13 protein-coding genes are annotated in these 17491 nt (G+C 49.6%); 11 read left to right on the top strand and 2 right to left on the bottom strand.

Translation table 11 applies throughout. The features are described from left to right. The first annotated feature begins 327 nt into the window (after window positions 1-327). The 7 genes from VE954_RS34480 (at window position 328) to VE954_RS34450 (ending at window position 9311) form a co-directional block, all read left to right on the top strand. The gene (locus tag VE954_RS34480) at window positions 328-1638 is read left to right on the top strand and encodes a cyclopropane-fatty-acyl-phospholipid synthase family protein (RefSeq protein WP_324961638.1); all 1311 of its coding nucleotides are present in this window, start codon (window positions 328-330) and stop codon (window positions 1636-1638) included. A gap of 29 nt (window positions 1639-1667) precedes the next feature. Further along, window positions 1668-2309: a MarC family protein gene (locus VE954_RS34475; RefSeq protein WP_324961635.1), complete on the top strand. Its 642-nt coding sequence runs from the start codon at window positions 1668-1670 to the stop codon at window positions 2307-2309. A 116-nt stretch (window positions 2310-2425) separates the two neighbouring features. Further along, the gene (locus VE954_RS34470; RefSeq protein WP_324961633.1) at window positions 2426-2803 is read left to right on the top strand and encodes a response regulator; all 378 of its coding nucleotides are present in this window, start codon (window positions 2426-2428) and stop codon (window positions 2801-2803) included. A 21-nt stretch (window positions 2804-2824) separates the two neighbouring features. Next, window positions 2825-5587, top strand: coding sequence for a 7TM diverse intracellular signaling domain-containing protein (locus VE954_RS34465; RefSeq protein WP_324961631.1), 2763 nt, complete (start codon window positions 2825-2827; stop codon window positions 5585-5587). 496 nt (window positions 5588-6083) lie between these two features. Next, on the top strand, window positions 6084-7280 hold the full coding sequence (locus VE954_RS34460; protein ID WP_324961629.1) for a helix-turn-helix domain-containing protein: 1197 nt from the start codon (window positions 6084-6086) through the stop codon (window positions 7278-7280). 122 nt (window positions 7281-7402) lie between these two features. Further along, window positions 7403-8464, top strand: coding sequence for a hypothetical protein (locus tag VE954_RS34455; RefSeq protein WP_324961627.1), 1062 nt, complete (start codon window positions 7403-7405; stop codon window positions 8462-8464). 106 nt (window positions 8465-8570) lie between these two features. Then, window positions 8571-9311 (top strand): DNA-binding protein, encoded by a 741-nt coding sequence (locus tag VE954_RS34450; protein ID WP_324961625.1) that lies wholly within the window; start codon window positions 8571-8573, stop codon window positions 9309-9311. A gap of 208 nt (window positions 9312-9519) precedes the next feature. On the opposite strand, the gene VE954_RS34445 is transcribed toward VE954_RS34450, so the two are convergent. Both VE954_RS34445 and VE954_RS34440 read right to left on the bottom strand, forming a co-directional pair. Continuing rightward, window positions 9520-9942: a hypothetical protein gene (locus VE954_RS34445; RefSeq protein WP_324961623.1), complete on the bottom strand. Its 423-nt coding sequence runs from the start codon at window positions 9940-9942 to the stop codon at window positions 9520-9522. Then, window positions 9932-10672, bottom strand: coding sequence for a hypothetical protein (locus VE954_RS34440; RefSeq protein WP_324961621.1), 741 nt, complete (start codon window positions 10670-10672; stop codon window positions 9932-9934). The genes VE954_RS34445 and VE954_RS34440 overlap by 11 nt, the downstream gene beginning before the upstream one ends. A gap of 575 nt (window positions 10673-11247) precedes the next feature. On the opposite strand from VE954_RS34440, the gene VE954_RS34435 reads away from it, so the two are divergent. The 4 genes from VE954_RS34435 to VE954_RS34420 all read left to right on the top strand — a co-directional run bounded on the left by VE954_RS34435 (window position 11248) and on the right by VE954_RS34420 (window position 17271). After that, a complete protein-coding gene (locus tag VE954_RS34435; protein WP_324961620.1) occupies window positions 11248-12930 on the top strand; it encodes a hypothetical protein in 1683 nt (560 codons plus the stop codon). A gap of 160 nt (window positions 12931-13090) precedes the next feature. Then, on the top strand, window positions 13091-14338 hold the full coding sequence (locus VE954_RS34430) for a hypothetical protein (protein WP_324961618.1): 1248 nt from the start codon (window positions 13091-13093) through the stop codon (window positions 14336-14338). Further along, on the top strand, window positions 14335-16764 hold the full coding sequence (locus VE954_RS34425) for an HNH endonuclease (RefSeq protein WP_324961616.1): 2430 nt from the start codon (window positions 14335-14337) through the stop codon (window positions 16762-16764). The genes VE954_RS34430 and VE954_RS34425 overlap by 4 nt, the downstream gene beginning before the upstream one ends. A 12-nt stretch (window positions 16765-16776) precedes the next feature. Next, complete coding sequence (locus VE954_RS34420; RefSeq protein WP_324961614.1) at window positions 16777-17271, top strand: SMI1/KNR4 family protein; 495 nt, start codon at window positions 16777-16779, stop codon at window positions 17269-17271. Window positions 17272-17491: the final 220 nt, after the last annotated feature.

The raw sequence follows: 17491 nt of genomic DNA, 5'->3' as shown, positions 1-17491 counted from the left end.
GCCCACGTTTACGAGCAGGCGCTTTGGCGGGTTGCAGAGCAGGCTGCATTTTTGTGGCTTCACCAGCTACCCAAGCGGCTCCAACAAGAACAATTCCAGTCACCACGGCAACTATCAACATAGAACACCCTCCTTTCTTTGCGAATCGGCGTCCTGTCTCAAAAACTTAAGTCCACTCTTTACTTAACGCAAGCCCCATGAAAATATAAGGGAATCGGTGCCATTTTGCCCAGAACATGAAACCGCAAGACCTGAACCTAACATGGGCCCGGCTCAAGATTTCAATGGGTTATGGCAGACCCGCCCAGTATGCCAGCGGAGGTTTGCATGGAAGAACTGATTCCCCGCACTCTTAGACGTTGGGAAACTTATCAAAGCAGCCTCTATAAAAGCGCGGTTCTCGCTAAATTTCAATCCATGACTCGCGGTCATCTGACTCTTAAGGTTCATGGCGACGCCCACACCTACTCATTTGGCTTCGGCAAAAAAATTCAAGCCGAGATGCAGATACGCCACGAGCGTTTCTTCATGCGTTTCATGAAACACGGTGAACTCGGCTTCGGTGAATCCTTTGTCGATGGCGACTGGGATTCCCCTGATCTGGTGGCGGTCATCCGCTGGTTCCTGTTGAACATTGACCAACTCGATGCTTTAGGTCGGGTCGACACCAGTGATCATCCGCTGTTTCAGTTTCTGCAAGGCGTCCAGCAGGTCCAATCGATGCTGGATCGTACCAGACCCGGCGGCTTTACGGATTCCATGGCCGCCCACTATGAACTCGAACGCTCGTTTTTCACTCTCATGCTGGATCCAACCCTGACCAACTCCAGCGCCATTTTCGAAGGCCAGGAAAATCTCGAAGCCGCACAGCTTCGAAAAAATCGGCGGATTGCCCAGGAACTCAAGGTTCGACCGGGTGATCACATCCTGGAACTGGGTGCCGGGTGGGGCAGCCTGTCGCTTTATCTGGCGCTTTGCTTTCCCTGCAAAGTGACCGCGGTCACCATCTCGGAAGAGCAGCATCGTTATTTACAGCAAAAAGTCGCCGAGCTGGGTCTCGAGCAGAGGGTTTTCCCCTCGCTCCTCGACTATAGATCCGTCAAAGGTAGCTTTGATCGCATCGTGTCGGTCGAACTCATTGATGCTTTGGATGCCCAGGAGTTGCCTGGATTCTTCGCGCATTGCGACGAACTGCTGAAACCTCAGGGCATCATGGTGCACCAGCTTTTGCTGACACCTGAGCGTTTTCGTTCCGAAAATCATGCCGGAGCCGATTGGATACGCAAGTATATCAGCCCCGGATCGTTTACGCCTTCACTTTCGCAATTTCTCCAAGCCGCCAGTGAAAAAGCTGACTTCAGCGTCAGGCGCCTTGAAGACATTGGCCTGTCCTATGCTCGCACGCTCAATGCCTGGCGGCTCCGCTTCGAAGGTCATCTGCTCGAGGTCAAAGCCTTGGGCTTTGATGAGAGCTTTATTCGCAGCTGGCGTTACTACCTATCCTATGCGGAGGCCACGTTTCAGCATGGGCTTCTGACCGCCGCCCAGCTCACCATGACCCGTCCGACTCAGAGAAGCGAAGAACCCGAGCAAAAGCCTTTTCCCCTGGAACCAAACACTGGTATGCTTATCGACTGAAGCGTGAATCATTTTCCGGGACGGACTCCGTGGATCTAAAATCTTCGTTCATGACCTTCGCGTCATCTTTCACTGCGCTTTTCGCCATTGTCGACCCCCTTGCTGTGATCCCTGTGTATCTCGGCCTTACGGATCGCTTTTCGGCCAAGGAACGCTCGGTTGTCAGTTTGAAAGCCTGTGCCATTGCCACCGTTATTCTGAGTATCTTTGCCGTCACGGGTGAAGGCATCTTTCGCCTCTTTGGCATCTCCATTCCTGCGTTCCGCATCGCCGGTGGAATTTTGCTCCTGCTTTTAGGCATTTCCCAGCTGGAAGCGCATCGGGAACGGGTGAAGACCGAAGAAGAAAACGAATCCTTCTCGCGCGAAGATATTTCCATTTTCCCCCTCGCGACCCCGCTGCTCGCTGGACCGGGTGCAATCTCGACTGTGGTTCTGCAGTCGTCTCAGATCTCGGGACCTTTGCCGACAGCTTTATTTTTAGCCTCCATCACCTGCGTATTCATCGCGTCCTATTTCCTGCTTAAGAGTGCGCCTCATCTGTATCGACTTTTGGGCCGCACTGGAATCAACCTGGTGACCCGAATCATGGGTATCATCCTGACCGCGATTGCCATCCAATTCATTATCGATGGTATTTTGGGTGTCGTGGCTCAGGTAAAAACGCTTTAAGGCCAGCCGGTTATGAAGATTTCGTAATTCATATCCAACTATCAGGATTCAGTCTTAGGATTTCGTTTTTCGTGCCGATCCTCCTGGCAATGGAAAAAAGCTGAAGGAGATGGGGCATGGGTCGAATTCTGGCCGTGGATGATTCCGAAGTGATTTTGGCAGAGCTGCAAACCATTCTCAAAAAAGATGGTCACGAAGTCTTTGTTGCCCCCAACGGCGCTGCCGGCGTGGCTATGGCCCAGCAGGTGGCTCCGCTTGATGTGATCATAACCGACTTCAATATGCCGGAAATGAACGGCGTGGAACTCACTCAAGCCATTAAAAAAGATAGCCGCTTTAGCCAAACATCCATAGTCATGCTGACCACAGAAAATAGCACAGAACTCCGCAAGCAAGGACTGGATGCCGGCGTCCGCGTCTGGATCGTCAAACCTGTTCACGGCGAGTCTTTGTGCAAAGTCATCGGTAAACTCTTAAAACCGAAAGCCGCGTGAGATCACGCGACGGAGGATCTTATGTCCTTGATTCGACTGTGGCTCACCCTAGGACTCGTCCTGATGGTGCCAGCATCGTTGTCTGCTGAAACCTGGACAGTCGACGCGGATGAATTCCCAATCGGTCAAGGCGTGCATACCCTGACAGATCCCTCCCGCACCATGACCTTTGACGAAGCCCAGCAGGCGCTGACCAACGGACAATTCAAACCTGAGGAACGCAAGGTGCCCAATTACGGGTTCACCGGCCACGCCTACTGGTTTCATTTCGAAGCTCAAACTGACGGTCAGCTGCAGGGTCCCTGGTACTTCGTGATGGAAAATCCGCTGGTTGATTACATTGATGTCTACTTCAAAAAAGACGGCGCCTGGGTCCATAAAAATTCCGGTGATCGTTTACGCTTTAACGAGCGCGATCTGAAGCATCGCTACTTTCATTTTGGTGTGCCGCTGGGCGAGCAGCCTCTGGAATTTTTGGTCCGCCTCCAGACACTGGGGGCTTCTGAATTCAAAATGTCGTTTGAAACCAAATCCGCCGTCATGCGCAAGGATCATGAAAGCCAGCTGGTTCAAGGCACGTACATCGGCTTGATGCTGATTATGATTTCGTACTACCTCCTGATGGCTGTCGGCGCCCGCAGCTTTGAATATTTCTGCCTCAGTTGGTACTGGTCCTCACTGCTGGTTTTCAAGATGGTCATGAACGGTCTGGCCTTCGAATACCTCTGGCCCGAATCCATCTGGTGGGGCAACCAGGCTTCGGCCTTCACCGCACCGCTGGTGTTTCTCGCGGCTGCCTTTGCCACGATCAAGTTCCTGCCCATTCATAATTTTCCTAGGTTGCAGAAAACCTTCTATTTTTTCATGGCGGCCCTGACGGCGTGCTGTCTCGGTTCCTTCTTCCTGCCTTATATCTATTTGAAGGCTTATATCGTGGTCGGGCTTTGCACCAGTATCACGATTCTCGTTGGCAGCATCATGACCCTGCGCAGCGGTTATATACCGGCGCGCTTTTTCCTCCTGTCGTGGATCTCCATGATCGTCGCCTCGGTCATCTATGGCTTGCAGAAAATCGGCATCCTGCCGGTCTCGTTTGTTACGGCGAACTGTATTGAAATCGGCACCGGTGTTCAGGTCCTCCTGATGGCTATCGGTGCGAGCGACAAGGTCAACGACATCAATAAGCAGATCCGCCGAGCCCAGAAAGCGGCCTTGGAAGCGCAGATTGAAGCGCGTCGCGTCACGGAGAATATGAACGTGGAGCTGGAGCGTCAGGTCAAGCAACGCACCGAGGAACTCTGGCAACAAACCAAAGGCATGGGCGTTATGCTGGATAACATCCAGCAGGGCATCTGTACCATCGATGGTGGAGGCGGCATTCAGAAGCAGTATTCGCGCTATCTGGAAGATATCGTTGGCGCCAGGCAGTTGGAAGGCAAATCGCTCTTCGACTGTCTGATCGATCGTTCGGATCTGACCACGGATGTGCGGGCGCAGGTGCGCACCGCGATTGGTTTCTCCTTTGGTCAGGAAGCGCTGAGTTTTGAAGGCAACCAGCATCTTTTGCCTCGGCAGCTTCGCTATACGCATGCGGAACGCCTGAGACACCTGGAAGTCGACTGGGCTGCGATCGAGGATCTTGAAGGGAATGTGCAGAAAGTTCTGGCCGCCGTGCGGGATGTCACGGAAATGAAGAAAGCTGAAGAAACAGCAGCAGCCAGGCAGCACGAATTGGAAATCATCGGCCAAATTCTTGAAATTCCTGCCTCCAAGTTCAAACGCTTCCTGCATTCGGCCCGTACCCTTTTAGCCAGTTGCGAGGGTATCCTGAAGCATTGGGAAAAGAATATGGAATGGCATATTCTGCTGCGCAATATCCACACCATCAAAGGCAATGCCCGGACCTATGGTTTCAGTGACGTTTCCAAAATCGTCCATGACGTCGAAACCGATCTCTTCGCCTTGGATATCAAAGGTTTTAATCAAGCTGATGAGGAGCGCATCCACACCATGCTCCAAAGTATCAGCACGATACTCAACACCTATGAAGCGGTGCATGATAAAAAACTGAAGCGGGCAGACCAGGCCGAGCTGGAATCCAGCCTGATGCGATTGTCTCAGTTGGTTGGGCCGAATGGGGATTTGGCTTCAACGGAAAGTCGGGCCCAACTGGCTGTCATCCTTTCCAGTCTGGATAAATTCAATGCCGGCACATTCTGTAATTTGATCAAGCCGGTCATTGGTTCTTTGCCAAGTCTTGCCAGGCAGCTCGGCAAGAAAGCTCCAACGGTGATGATTGAAGGTTGCGACTTTTATCTGGACCAGGCTGGTCAGGATCGGATCGAAGATATCTTTGTCCATATGTTCCGTAACAGTCTCGATCATGGCTTCAAAGACACGGATATGGGCCAGATCAAGATCCGTTTGGAGCATGATGACAATGACACTCGCATCGTCTACCACGACAGTGGCGCAGGCTTAAATTTAGCGGTTCTGCGGAACATGGGTCTGGAAAAAAATCTTATCGCGGCGGACGCCAAGGACGAAGAGGTGGCCAACCTCATCTTTATCTCTGGTATTTCGAGCGCGCAGAAGGTCACCGAAATTTCCGGTCGTGGCGTCGGCATGGAAGCGGTCCAGGCTTTTGTCGAACATCTCGGCGGCCGTCTGGAGCTGGTGTTGGGCGGTCCCGGTGGATCACCTCAGCACCGACGCTTCTCGCTCGTCATTGACCTGCCTCCACAGAGCCTCGTTCAGGAACGGACACCGTCTCTGGCGGCCTAAAAAAAGAGGAACCCGGCAGCGTGATCTCGCTGCGCGGATTCCTAAAAACGGGACAATTATTAGCAAATGCTCCCTTAATCAACTGAAATTGTTAGAAATCGGAATTATTTTAATCGCTTGCCATCGCTCAGCACGTGCACCGGTATCTCTCGTTATCCACCATTGTTTTTGCTCTCTGGTCGCAATTGGTCGCAAATCAACAAAGAATTGGCCGCAGAAATTCCAATCCATGAAACTCTTGGTACACAAGAGATTCACTCCAGAGTGATTTTTTTTTCTAAAGATCATCAAATTAGAGTTTGAATTTTAACTCGAAGCAAATATCGTAGGAGGCGATTGGCTTTTTGGTGGAGACTGAAGTTGACGCTTCAGTCTCCGAGAACACCGGAGCCTGGCAATTACGACAAAGCAGACCCCGTTGCTCCGTCTGGAGCTTAGTACGGCCACGTCCGCTTTTCAACCCCTGCCGGACTCCCTCATAGAATGAGGGATAATTATGTCACAGCTGCACAATGTCTTCCCGTTAGGCCATCGGGTCTATCAGGGCGGTCGCTATCTGCGTGCGTTTGACCACGCACACGATATCGATCATTTCGAGCACTCCATTTTGACTTTCCTTGGTTCACTGATGCCTTTCGACAAAGGTTTTGTCGATCACCCGGCTTTCCCATCCATTCTGACCATTGCTACTGCGACCAAAATCGGCGAATCGACGGTGCGTAAGAAATTGCGAACGCTACAGCAGAAGGGATATTTGAAAGTGGAAGCGTTCCGCTATTTGAACGAGCGCGGACATTTTCAGCAGTCCTCGAACAATTACTTCATCAATTCTCTCGCTTTCGAGTTTTACGAGTCCGTGCTTGTGAGCAAAAGCGAATGTGTTGCAATTCGAAAACGCGCGGTCGGCGACTCATTTTCTAGCCCCGCGACAATCCCCACCCCCTCGCCGTGTGATGGGGGGCACTTCACATCGGAAGAGGCACCCCTCGCTGCGACGGTGCCTAATTCCCTTCCTGAAAGCCCAAACGAAAGCCAAAGAGAAATCAGTTCTTCCGATGGTCGCAATCTTTTCGAGATGAAGAAAGAAGTCGATAATCTTGTTCGCCTCTGGGAAGACCTTGTCAAACTTCCTGTGTCAAAGGATGAAAAAAGAAAATTTCTTCGGGAATATGTAAGGGTCAACGGCAACGAGGTTCACCTCATGGAGAAACTTCTTCCTATCGCCTCTGATCCTTATATAGCCTCGCGTGCCCAGAGTATCAATTTCCTGTTTAGTGGCATCGACTGCGCGCTTAGAAACAGAGAAGAAATCGTTCAAAAAGCTACGAAAGCACTCAACAGGACCGACACCCGGCAGGACCTAGACAAGCTGTTAAGCGAAATTCCAGGCTTCATCAAAGCAAAGTCGCAAAACTTCGGCATTGCGTCGGATATCATTGTTCAGCATCTCTTGCAGGAACCAATAAATTCGGCGAAAAGCAGGCTCGGTGTAGCTTGTGCTCCCTGTGTTCCACGCAATGTTGCCGAATTGAAATCTGCGATAAAGGGGGCAAATCAGTCGGGAATCTCAGAGCAGCAAAAGCGCGAGCTGGAAATAATTGAAAGCGCATTGTCAAAATTAACCTTCGGACAATGCTTGGAACTCTATGGGCGCTATTGCAAAAGGCATCAATGGGCGGAGGTGGTTCAATGAAAAAGGCGCAGGGACGCAAGGCGAGAGATGATCGGTATTATCAGGCCAACAGGCATGAAATAAACCGGAGGCGTCGGGAAAGACGTCAACGTGAAAAAGAGCGAGCAGAGCTTGGAGCCCCAATGCTTAGGCTGGTCGAAAATCACGCCAGCGACAATAAATTGTCGGACCAGGACCGGGCATCGGACCAGGATCAGGCATCGGACCAGGACCGGGCATCGGACCAGGACCGGGCATCGGACCAGGACCGGGCATCGGACCAGGACCGGGCATCGAACCAGGACCGGGCATCGGACCAGGACCGGGCATCGAACCACGGATCTGCATCGAACCTGCTGACATCAGACTATGAGTCGGCAGGCGGTCAGGCGTCAGACCGTGATCAGGCATTGAACTGCGACGAATCACAGTTCCGTGTGGCGATGGGCTACGGAGAATCATACTGCTCGACGCCTTTTGCAATTCAACATCAGGAGCCCATCATGCCCCTATCCTCAGCCCCCGCTGCAACCGTGTACAGGTTTCCAGCCGATGAGAAAAAATCGAAAGTTCCTGAGCTGCTGAAAATATTGGCAACTTTGCCGTCCCTGATCTACCTCTTCCAAGTATCCGTCGTATGCGGTTTGGGAGTTCTCTCGACGTTCCTTCAGCACGAGTTCTACCGCCAGCATGATATTCTTCCCGGTTATTCGTGGCCACTGGCTGTCGCTGGATCGCTTGCTATGATTGCCTTGCTGACTCTACAACTGTCAGGAACAGCCGATTGGATTCGCAGATTTGTCTGCAGTGGGTATTATGCCTTCATGGTCGCCAGTACCACCTTCCATGTTTTCAGCCACACCTGGGAAAAGGCGCTATCTGAACCCGCCTCAGCACTGACGGCTCAGCCCATTCAATCGGTGAGTGTCGATCCTGTAACGAATGCCCTTACTGATGCTTTGCAAAAGGCCACGAAAGCTGGTGCTTGGTCCACCATGCAAAGGATCGCAGACAAACTTCCAAAGGCCCAGGTGATGACAGTCCAGACTCCAACACCTAAGCCTCTTGGTATTTCGCGCGATGCAATAACCTGGACAGGAGCGATCATCTTGATTGTTCTGCGTGCCCTTCTCGAAGCAGCTCAGGCCATTTGCGTGGTAGCGCTGCGGAGCCAAAAGGCACGCGCAGGAATCCAATCAAAGTGACCCCTGCAAATGTAACGATGGAAATCGTTACACCTGTAACGAAAAGTGTAACCGTTACAGTTCGGTTACACGTGTAACGACCCAAAAAATTAAGAATCGGTGATTCATGGCAGACAGCAATAAAGTAAAAGAGCGCTATTTCAACGCAATTAGCGAGCTTTATCCTAAGCTCAGAAGTGTACCCTCAGTTCGCCAGCTGGTGGCACTTGCCGGTGGTTCGAACAGCACCGCAGAGAAATATATTCATGCTTGGCGTACCGAGAACAATGCTCAGCCTCCATCGAAGGAAAAGAAAAAGCTGGCAGCCAGCGTCGAAGAGGCAATAGAAACCGAGATTGAGCAGAGGACCCTCGAAGCTTGCGGTTCCTACAGTGATGAAGTTGCACGGCTCGAAAGCAGCAACCTGGAGCTGCGCGAAGAAACCGAATCGCTGCGTGACTTTAAATCCCAGCTTGAGTTTCATCTGAGAGGGCTTGAATCGCAAAATGCACAACTGCTAGGCCAGGTCCATCAACTCGAAAAGGAGGTCGAATCCGCCCGTGCAGAATCCCGCGTAACGCGAGAGGAAGCGAAGATTGATCGTGAAGCTGCAGAAAGGACAATTGAGTCCTTTCGGCTCAACGCGATGGAAGCAGACGATTTGCGAAGACAAGCCGAATCCCAATTGGCTGCATTCCCCGAAATCAACAAGAGAGCCGAGACTGACCAACTCATTGCGCACGTCCTAGCTAGAGCACTGGGAAGAGAAGCATGGTTCGAATCCAGGCATGAGTTTAGAGAAGAAACCTGTGTACCGGAGATACGCGAGAAAATCCCGACACGAACAATGCTAGAGCGTGGAAACTGAAGGTAACCGCATTCTATTCCTCAGCTGCGGGTGCAGCCCAATAGGTCTTCCATCAGAATGTCATCTAAAATGGATAGACGATATACCCTGCACGCCCACCACTCACGGTTGTCGAGAATTTTCATGCAATTAACTGCCCGCGCATCGATCCGAAAAAGAAAAAGGCAGCCCAGGCTGCCTCTTGCCACCAAAACTAAGTTCGTATCTGCTACTTAACTGATGAGCGCGCAACATCGCGGCGATCTTTCAGTATAAGTTCATCAGCATTGTCACTGTCTTCAACGCGATAGGACTTAGCTGTAGCCTCACGAGAGCCTATTGTTTCGGCATCGATAAGCCGAGTTGCAGATTTTGACAAGGCATCGAAATCCAATGGAGATATTAAAATCGACTGGGTAGAAAAGCTAGCTCGCGTAAGCACAATTTGCGAGTCTAGAGCACGATTTACACCTAGCCCGACATCGCCTTTATCACTGATGAAAAGTCCAGCGCTGCCTAAATCCTTTGACATCAGCATCTCTTCGAGTGCTTCCTTAGCAGGCGGCCCACTTCCTGTTGTCGATCCAGCAATTGCAAGACCAGCATCTATAAGGCATATAAGCAAAACAATGCGTGCGATCTTAATCTTCATGTCTTTCGCCTCCGCGAAGAGTACCAAGTGCAATTGTATACACGTACAGTCGATCGCCCAAATAGGTAGGGTCATTGTCAATTCTTCTCAAAGTGTCGGCACACCCTGTTATGGCCTTATACACGGCCATACATCCTTCTTTGCTATAGCGACGCTGCACACTCCGAAGATACCCTCCAGAACTATCAAAGTTCAATGCGCCAATTTGCATACGCGCTTCTTTAACGGTCGCGACAACTGAGGGAGTCAGGTCCCGATCAATATTAGAGAGCAAAGTATAATCTGAACTGACAGAGATTACCCCGATGCTAATTAATTCAGAGAGAATCCCTAAGCCATCAACTCCGAATTGATCCTTTATATCTGCCTTCGTACACCCACTCTTGGTTGTCACATGCAGAAATATTTTCCATCGGCCTTCCGACTCAAGTGCGGCTTGAAAAAGCGAATCCTGGAGATCTTGCGATTCAGAATTTAGCTGACCGCTCTGCCCTGTGGTTTCAACTGGGTAGAATTGTCTCAGCGTATCGTCAGCAGTCGAGGGTTCAAGGAACTGAAGCAATCTTCTTGCGTCTGGAAAAGGCACAGTTTTGATTTCACCTGTGTCAATTCTGTACACTCGGTGGTAGTCAACTTTGGTTTGCTTTGCAAGCCAACGAAGACTTTCTCCTCTGGTACTCAGGAACCCTTTTATCAAAGGCCTTGCATACTGGCAAAACGGGTTAGACATTGACGCTCCCTGCTTTCCACCTCGAATAATCGTGGGCGGAGCTTATGCCATGCCTTACACGATGTCAATGCGCAGCTAACCATCTTGGTTAATCACCCACGCGAAGCTCGCGCAATAGTCAAATTCAGTTATTTAAAATTTGTAAAATGGCATGGCGTAGGTCCATTCCTGTGACTGATTCCTTAAAATTTTTTCCTCTCTGTTGCGCCTAGTTAGGATCGCATCTGTGTCATTGGAGCCCGATCATTTTAAAAACATTTTTTAACTTTGTGGTTCGAACTAGCAAAGGCTTGCTGCACTACTCCCGAGCCTGTTACCTGTCCGTTAACTGCCATGGTTAACTCGTGGCAAAAACGTTCGACTTGTAAACGGCGCGTGCAGTGAACCAGTAAAGCAAAGGATTGGATGCCAGTGCGATTTTTCCCAAAGCCTCATATTCAATCCCAATCCCTCGAATTCGCCCCTTGTTGTTCCGGCCTTAAGATCGCTCGGACCTTTGTCATGCTGGATTGTGCGTCTCGTTTACAGATCCGAATTAAAGCCCAAGCATACAAAACCAATAGCATGGGGGCCTTATGCGAAGATTGATTTTCTTCTTTCTTTTCGTTTTCGTAGGGTGCGACGCCGAAAACAAATCTACCTTACATTCCGATGGACTTGCTCTTGCGATAAAACAAGCGCAATCGAAATTTGCTCTCCGTGATCAGAGTAGATGGTACCTTACTCAGACCCGGCAGATCACAAGTCAAGGACTGGATACCGCTCCAAAGCCATTTCACAGCGACGCAATGCAGTTGGCCGAGATTCATTTACGAACATATGATTATGAAGCGTCACACTACCTAAAGCAGCCTGATCAGAGAGACGAAAGGCGTCGTCTCTATCAGGAGGGCATCGATGCAGTCGAAAAGTATCTGAGTCCTGATATCCTCAAGTTTGACTATGCCGCGTATTATTATTTCAAAGGTCTGTTTCTAATAAAGCTATCTGACGACTCTACATTTTTCGAGCAGCTTAAGCACCTTCAAATCCTTCAACCGCTCCTTAACGAGGCCGACAGCGATTCAGTTCCAGGAGTAGACGACTATGAGGGCGGGGGCGTTTACCGCCTAAAGGCCATGATGAAATCAAGAGATTATTACCGGGGCGTCCCAGGTGGCACCTACAATCCCGACGAAGCTCTAAAACTGATCAACCTAGCTCTTAAGTCTGACCGTTACCCTGGCAATTATCCTGGGGACCTGTACTGCGATAATTTTAACGTGAAGGCTGAAATAGAGAGGCTTAGAACCAATGATCATAAAGGTGCTGCTCTATTCCATGCCCAGACTGCTTATATATTCGATTCGTATTTGATAGACGAGATCATTCCTGATTTCCTGCTGGCTGAGACGAAAGATTGCGTAGAAAGCTCAAATCAGGCAGTAAGCCAAAGCGGATTCGTAATAAAAAATGCGATCGAGAGTGATGATCACCACGAGTTTATCTATGAAACTGGAGCAACATTTGTCCCCACTGGCGCGAGTAGTTCCGCGCTAGCTCTGCAAGCGTACTGCGTATCTGATGACTATTTTTCAGGACCAAATGGTGTAGTCGCACAGCAAGTCTTTCAATATAACCCAGGTTTGCACAAGAATCGAACGCAAATGGTGGTGTTGAAGGTCTCAAGCGATTCGACGCCTTGCTACCAGTTTTTTATCATCTTCGATAGTGCAAGAACTCCGCTGGCCTATCTTGATGTTACCCCGCCAGCATTGAAAGACTATCGACTGACCAACGAGAAATTCATTGAGCAAACCAGCAAGGATTTGGACAGAAAGGCTGTCGAGCTTCTGAATTTCTCGACTAGCATGGCTGGCCAAGTTGGTGCAAAGCAGAACGCATACTGCTTAATAAAGTCGGCTGTAGTGAAGAAAATTGACGACGGCGTCCTTAAGACGATGAAGACAGAATACTTTAACGTCTTTGGAACACGTTGGGAAACAGGTACCTTCACCTGCCCGGCTGAAAAAACTCTTGCTCTTGAAATCGCAACGTGTAAGGCGGATCCGGCCCTGTCAACGCCTTTCTGTAATTCATACAGGTTGTATCTGGTTCCACTTCAATGGGTCTTAAAAAATCTCGCCGAAACCAAAAATAGGCTGGCTCGATTGGAAGGTGCTGAGTCGCAAGTTGCCTCCGATTTGGCAGCTCTTAGGGACCAGCTTCAATTGGAGACAGATCAGTCCAAAGACGTTCTCGGTGAAACCGATGACTAAGGAGTCTCAAACTATGATTCGATTTAGATCAGTTGCACTATTTTTTCTGATGCTCTTATACGGACAAAGGGCATTCGCGGCTGCTGGACTTCAATGCCCGATAAGGCAGACACCAGAATCGTACCTTACAGAGCAGCGAATGTTGAACATGGACAAATGTATGAAGGATAAAAGTTGCCCTGTTGATGACAGGCCGTTCATTTGCCAATGGGCATTCGATAGAAAGGAAAAGGCGGAAAAAGAGCCATTGCCCGCAGATCAAAAGGAATTGGTCGACCAAACATGCGCCCAATGTGAGGAGATAAGTAAGATATCGTGCGTCTATGACTTTAAGGAAGCCACTGCAGAGTTCAACTTTGTTGCAGAAATATTTGTCAAGAGTAACGATGAAAAGAAACCTTTGGTCTATGGTTTTGTGAGTCCTTCGCCAAAGACGAACAATTTTAACTTGATTGCTAACATGCAGAAGCTAACTGCCGAAAACGAAGCATACCAGACTGAGCTTCGCTTGCTAACGACGCAGCTGGATTCACTTTTCAAAAATGTTAGCACACAAGAACAGGTCAGAACGAACATCAAGCGAGTGAGAGAGCTAACTTCAGCTTTTGGACAAAAGTGGAAATCTTTTCACGGCAACACAAACCAAATGGCTGCTTTAGTCGCTAATCTCTACAACTTCATGGCTGATTGGCAGGAACGCACGGAAAAGCTGCAGGGGCAGCCCGGTTGTGCTCCTGCGCTCGATCAAATCAATCTCGCCGTTAGGGACGGTCGTAGTTTCTTGGATAAGATCCGCAACGCTAGCGACACGTTAGGGGGCATGGACTTTGGGAACCGTCTGCGCTTAACAGAAGATTTTGCAATTAAGTCGATCAAGCTAAGTTATGTCCAGACTTCAAAAAAGCCACTGGAAGATTTGGAGGCATCGCTAGGTTCTGTACTGCAGCTAGATCAGGAGGTCATGAAGGCGAACGTTTGGTGGATCGAGCTAAACAGAGGGGGACTGATAGGGGGGATGCACACCAACCTCTATCAATTTGAAGAGCCCATGCAGAAACTTATCTCTGCTGTTGGCGAAGGGCAAAAATTTATCGAGAAAGTCAAATCTATCCCTGGCCTTTCAAAAACGGTCGTCAATGCTGCTGTCAGCAAACTCCAGCTCCGAGTAGACGAAGTCCAGAGCGATTTGGACTGGCTGAGAAATCGTGGTTGGCAGGGACAGTTAAAATCGCAGCAGGATTCTGCATCGCGGATGATGGAATTCCAATCTGACAAGACTACGCCGTGTGCAAAGGCACTTGATTCGTACCTAATGTCTGCAAGGTCCGTCAGAAATTATGGCAGCTTCCAAAGAAGTGCTGAACCTAAATATGCCCAAGCGATTCAGATTTGTGAGGCTGCAATATGAAGTCACGTATAGCAATGATAGCGTCAATCCTGTTCTTCAATATTCTCATGTCCTGTTCTTACGGCAGCAAACAGACTTCGGGCAGCAAAGGCATTATCGGTGCGGACGATTCCAGTCTGGTTTCAGATAAACCGGCGTTCGGTGAGTATCTGACTAAGGACATTGAAGGGAAGATAGCTGCCGGGTGTAATGGCGTTCGGGTTGCCGGTGGTGAAATCTACACGGCAAATCACTGTCTGAGTGGGTTCAAGCTCAAAGATACAGTGATCCTATCAGGTAAGGCTGCTGCAACACGGTTTGAGTCTCATCCCAACCTGGATTTAGCGACTGGATTTATTGTTGGCGGCGGAGCGCCGTCGAATAGCATTGCGATCTTCGAGGGCAAGCTAGGAGAGACTATTGAACTCGAATCCGTCTGGTTCGATGCAAAGATTGGGCGCTGGCGTTTGAGCAAAGGCCTGGGGCACGTCAAGGGCGCATTTATAGAACATGAACTTGACATGATCCCAGGCGCTTCGGGCTCAGGCTTATATACGATAGATAGCACTGGAAAAAAATTCCTTGTGGCAATTCATCTCGGATACATAAAAGAGAGAAATGTTAACTTAGCAGTCTCTGTCGTAGGCGATTTCCGCAACTCAAAGCAAAGCCTTGCGCACTACCGTTATCAACCAGAAGAACCCTGCTGCTGTTACTACAAGGATGGCTCTGACGCGCCGTGGGAGAAGTGTTTCAAACCCAGTGACGACGGTGGTGATGATGATGGTGGGAACGGCGGAAACGGCGGCAACGGATCAGGAGGTAATGGAAATGGTTCTGGGGAGGGCTCAAGTGACGATCCCGGAGACACAGACTCAGGTCCGAACGATGATGGCCCAACTGATGATGAATCTACCGAAGGGACGTCATCGCAGGGAGGACCCAGTGGGCCCGCACCAGGCACAGGCACTGGTCCAGGTCGCGGTTCAGTGGATGCCGGATTTCCAATATTCCCAGGACCTAGTGGATCCGGCCCGGGCTATGCAGGTACAGGGCCTTCCCGTGGAAACACGCGCCCGTGCTTTGAATGTGACCTGATCCGCAAAGAACTCGAAAATCAAACGGAATTTAACAAGGACAACTGTGAGCCTTCAGAAATCGAGCCTCTGTTTAAGGATGTAAACATATCTGAGGGCGTTACCCCTCAATTGACTTTCAACTCAAAAACCCCTAGCGAATTCACCGAATCTCTAAGGAATTTCGCTGAGCGTCTACTGAGAACAGTCAAGTGGAAACCAGACGATGAAGTAAAATCGCTGCCAGAGGATGTTCAAAAGAAAATTCAGGATTGGCTCAACCAAGTTGTGAAAAACCTGGATGACTATTATGCGCTCATAATATCAAGCCTGAAGTCGGAAAGTCTCAAAGCACCTGAGTTGAAAGATATCGATGTCTCTCCAGAAAGCATTGAACAGGCTCGCGCATATCTCAATGCAGTCGAGAGTCAGGTACTGAACAACCCAGACCAGTATCTGAACGCGCGGAAGGAAGTAATTCGGTCTGCAGATGCCGCATTTGGAGTTGCTGAAGAGGCGCTTAAGAATGGGGACCATGAGACTGCAAGCGCTGCAATACAAATTGGCATAGCCTTCGCAGACGTAGCGATAGGAGCTACCCCTGTCGTTGGTTGGGTCAAGGACGCAATTGAAGCAGGTACTGGCTACAGCCTTTTGACAGGTGAGAAGCTGGATGACTTTTCCCGAGCATCAGCATGGGTCGGTGTGTTTTCGGCAGGCATAGGTAGCAAACTCCTCGCCGTAGGCAAAGTGGCTGTCCTTGCTGTTGTAGTGACAAAGGTCTCAAAAGGTGGGCAAGCAGTCGGGGAAGCAGACAGAATCTTCTTAAAAGCTCAAGACTTATACAGAGCAGCCAGAGAAGCCGGCATAACTACAGATACGAAAGATCGAATAGATAGATTAGTTGAAGGAATAAAGTTCCGAAACCCAATGGCGACGGTACAAGAAATCGAAAAAGATGTTGCGCGTTCAATTGATCGCTATAAGAATTTGCCGCTCGTAAAAGGTGAGAGGCCTACAAATGGCCTCTATGCGGGAGAAACCTACTTATTCAGTGACCTCAAGCCGGCTTTGAAAGAAAAGTATCCTAATGGTGTGAAGTTCAGCGAAGATGGATTTCCAGATTTTTCACCTTACGCCAAAGAACTCAAGGGCGGACAGAGGTCGGTCGTCATTGAGCCAACTTCGTCTCATAAGTCGGACGTCGATGCAGCAAATGCGCTTGCAGGGGAGCTGGACGGAACACCGTTAAACTGGACTTGGCACCACCACCAGGATAGAGGTGTAATGCAGCTCATACCTAGAGATCTTCATCGAGCTATTAGTCACAACGGAGGAGCTAGCATTTGGGGATACAATTCCAAGTTGTGATAAAGGAGGGAAATGATGCCAATAGCAAGAATAGAAAGACCTTGGAATCTAGTCGGTGACCTAAAAGTCAAGGGGCTTGAAAAAGCCTTCGGCATGAACTTTCCAAAAGACTACGTCGATTTTCTAGTGCAACAAAATGGTGGCGCTTTAAAACCAGAGCACTCGTACACGATGTCATTTAATGGACGCCCAATGCTTGGAGGGATTCGGATCCTATATGGCATTGAAGCTGAGTCGTGGGGAGATATTTACGATGCCATTGAAACCTTTCATTTGCACGAAAGGCGAATGCCTGAATTCCTTCTGCCTATTGGAAGTGACAGTGGTGATAACCAGATTTGCATCATTTTGGACAAGAAGCGCTTCGGAGAAATCGTCCATTGGGAAATGGAAAGCGAAGTCGGATACGACAAAGAGAATAAAAAATGGCTCAAGGGTCCACTGGATAACTGCCATTTTATCGCAAAATCGTTTAGCGAGTTCCTGGCCATGTTGAAAAGTGACTGACCATATTTCAGGAACATCCCTCTCTCTCGGAAGTACCCGCCTCTCGTGAGTTGAGCAGGTTCCTGTACTGAAGTTATCCCTCCTTTGCCTTGATTGGCAGAGGAGGGTGATTGCCGAAAATTATCACCGCGAAATACCAACATCTGACGCCCTATATCTCAGCCAAGTATGAGACAGTTTCTGCCGATAAATTAGTATAATGAAAGTGGCGGAAATGAGG

It is taken from the genome of Oligoflexus sp., assembly GCF_035638955.1.
Taxonomy (GTDB): domain Bacteria; phylum Bdellovibrionota_B; class Oligoflexia; order Oligoflexales; family Oligoflexaceae; genus Oligoflexus.
The sequence above is the reverse complement of the archived record's forward strand: the minus strand, read 5'-3'. Positions and strand labels throughout refer to the sequence as shown.

Bases quoted from the DNA above. Each gene is read 5' to 3' on its own strand.
- VE954_RS34480 (WP_324961638.1), top strand. From the start codon at position 328: ATGGAAGAACTGATTCCCCGCACTCTTAGACGTTGGGAAACTTATCAA.
- VE954_RS34470 (WP_324961633.1), top strand. From the start codon at position 2,426: ATGGGTCGAATTCTGGCCGTGGATGATTCCGAAGTGATTTTGGCAGAG.
- VE954_RS34465 (WP_324961631.1), top strand. From the start codon at position 2,825: ATGTCCTTGATTCGACTGTGGCTCACCCTAGGACTCGTCCTGATGGTG.
- VE954_RS34460 (WP_324961629.1), top strand. From the start codon at position 6,084: ATGTCACAGCTGCACAATGTCTTCCCGTTAGGCCATCGGGTCTATCAG.
- VE954_RS34455 (WP_324961627.1), top strand. From the start codon at position 7,403: ATGCTTAGGCTGGTCGAAAATCACGCCAGCGACAATAAATTGTCGGAC.
- VE954_RS34450 (WP_324961625.1), top strand. From the start codon at position 8,571: ATGGCAGACAGCAATAAAGTAAAAGAGCGCTATTTCAACGCAATTAGC.
- VE954_RS34445 (WP_324961623.1), bottom strand. From the start codon at position 9,942: ATGAAGATTAAGATCGCACGCATTGTTTTGCTTATATGCCTTATAGAT.
- VE954_RS34440 (WP_324961621.1), bottom strand. From the start codon at position 10,672: ATGTCTAACCCGTTTTGCCAGTATGCAAGGCCTTTGATAAAAGGGTTC.
- VE954_RS34435 (WP_324961620.1), top strand. From the start codon at position 11,248: ATGCGAAGATTGATTTTCTTCTTTCTTTTCGTTTTCGTAGGGTGCGAC.
- VE954_RS34430 (WP_324961618.1), top strand. From the start codon at position 13,091: ATGAAGGATAAAAGTTGCCCTGTTGATGACAGGCCGTTCATTTGCCAA.
- VE954_RS34425 (WP_324961616.1), top strand. From the start codon at position 14,335: ATGAAGTCACGTATAGCAATGATAGCGTCAATCCTGTTCTTCAATATT.
- VE954_RS34420 (WP_324961614.1), top strand. From the start codon at position 16,777: ATGATGCCAATAGCAAGAATAGAAAGACCTTGGAATCTAGTCGGTGAC.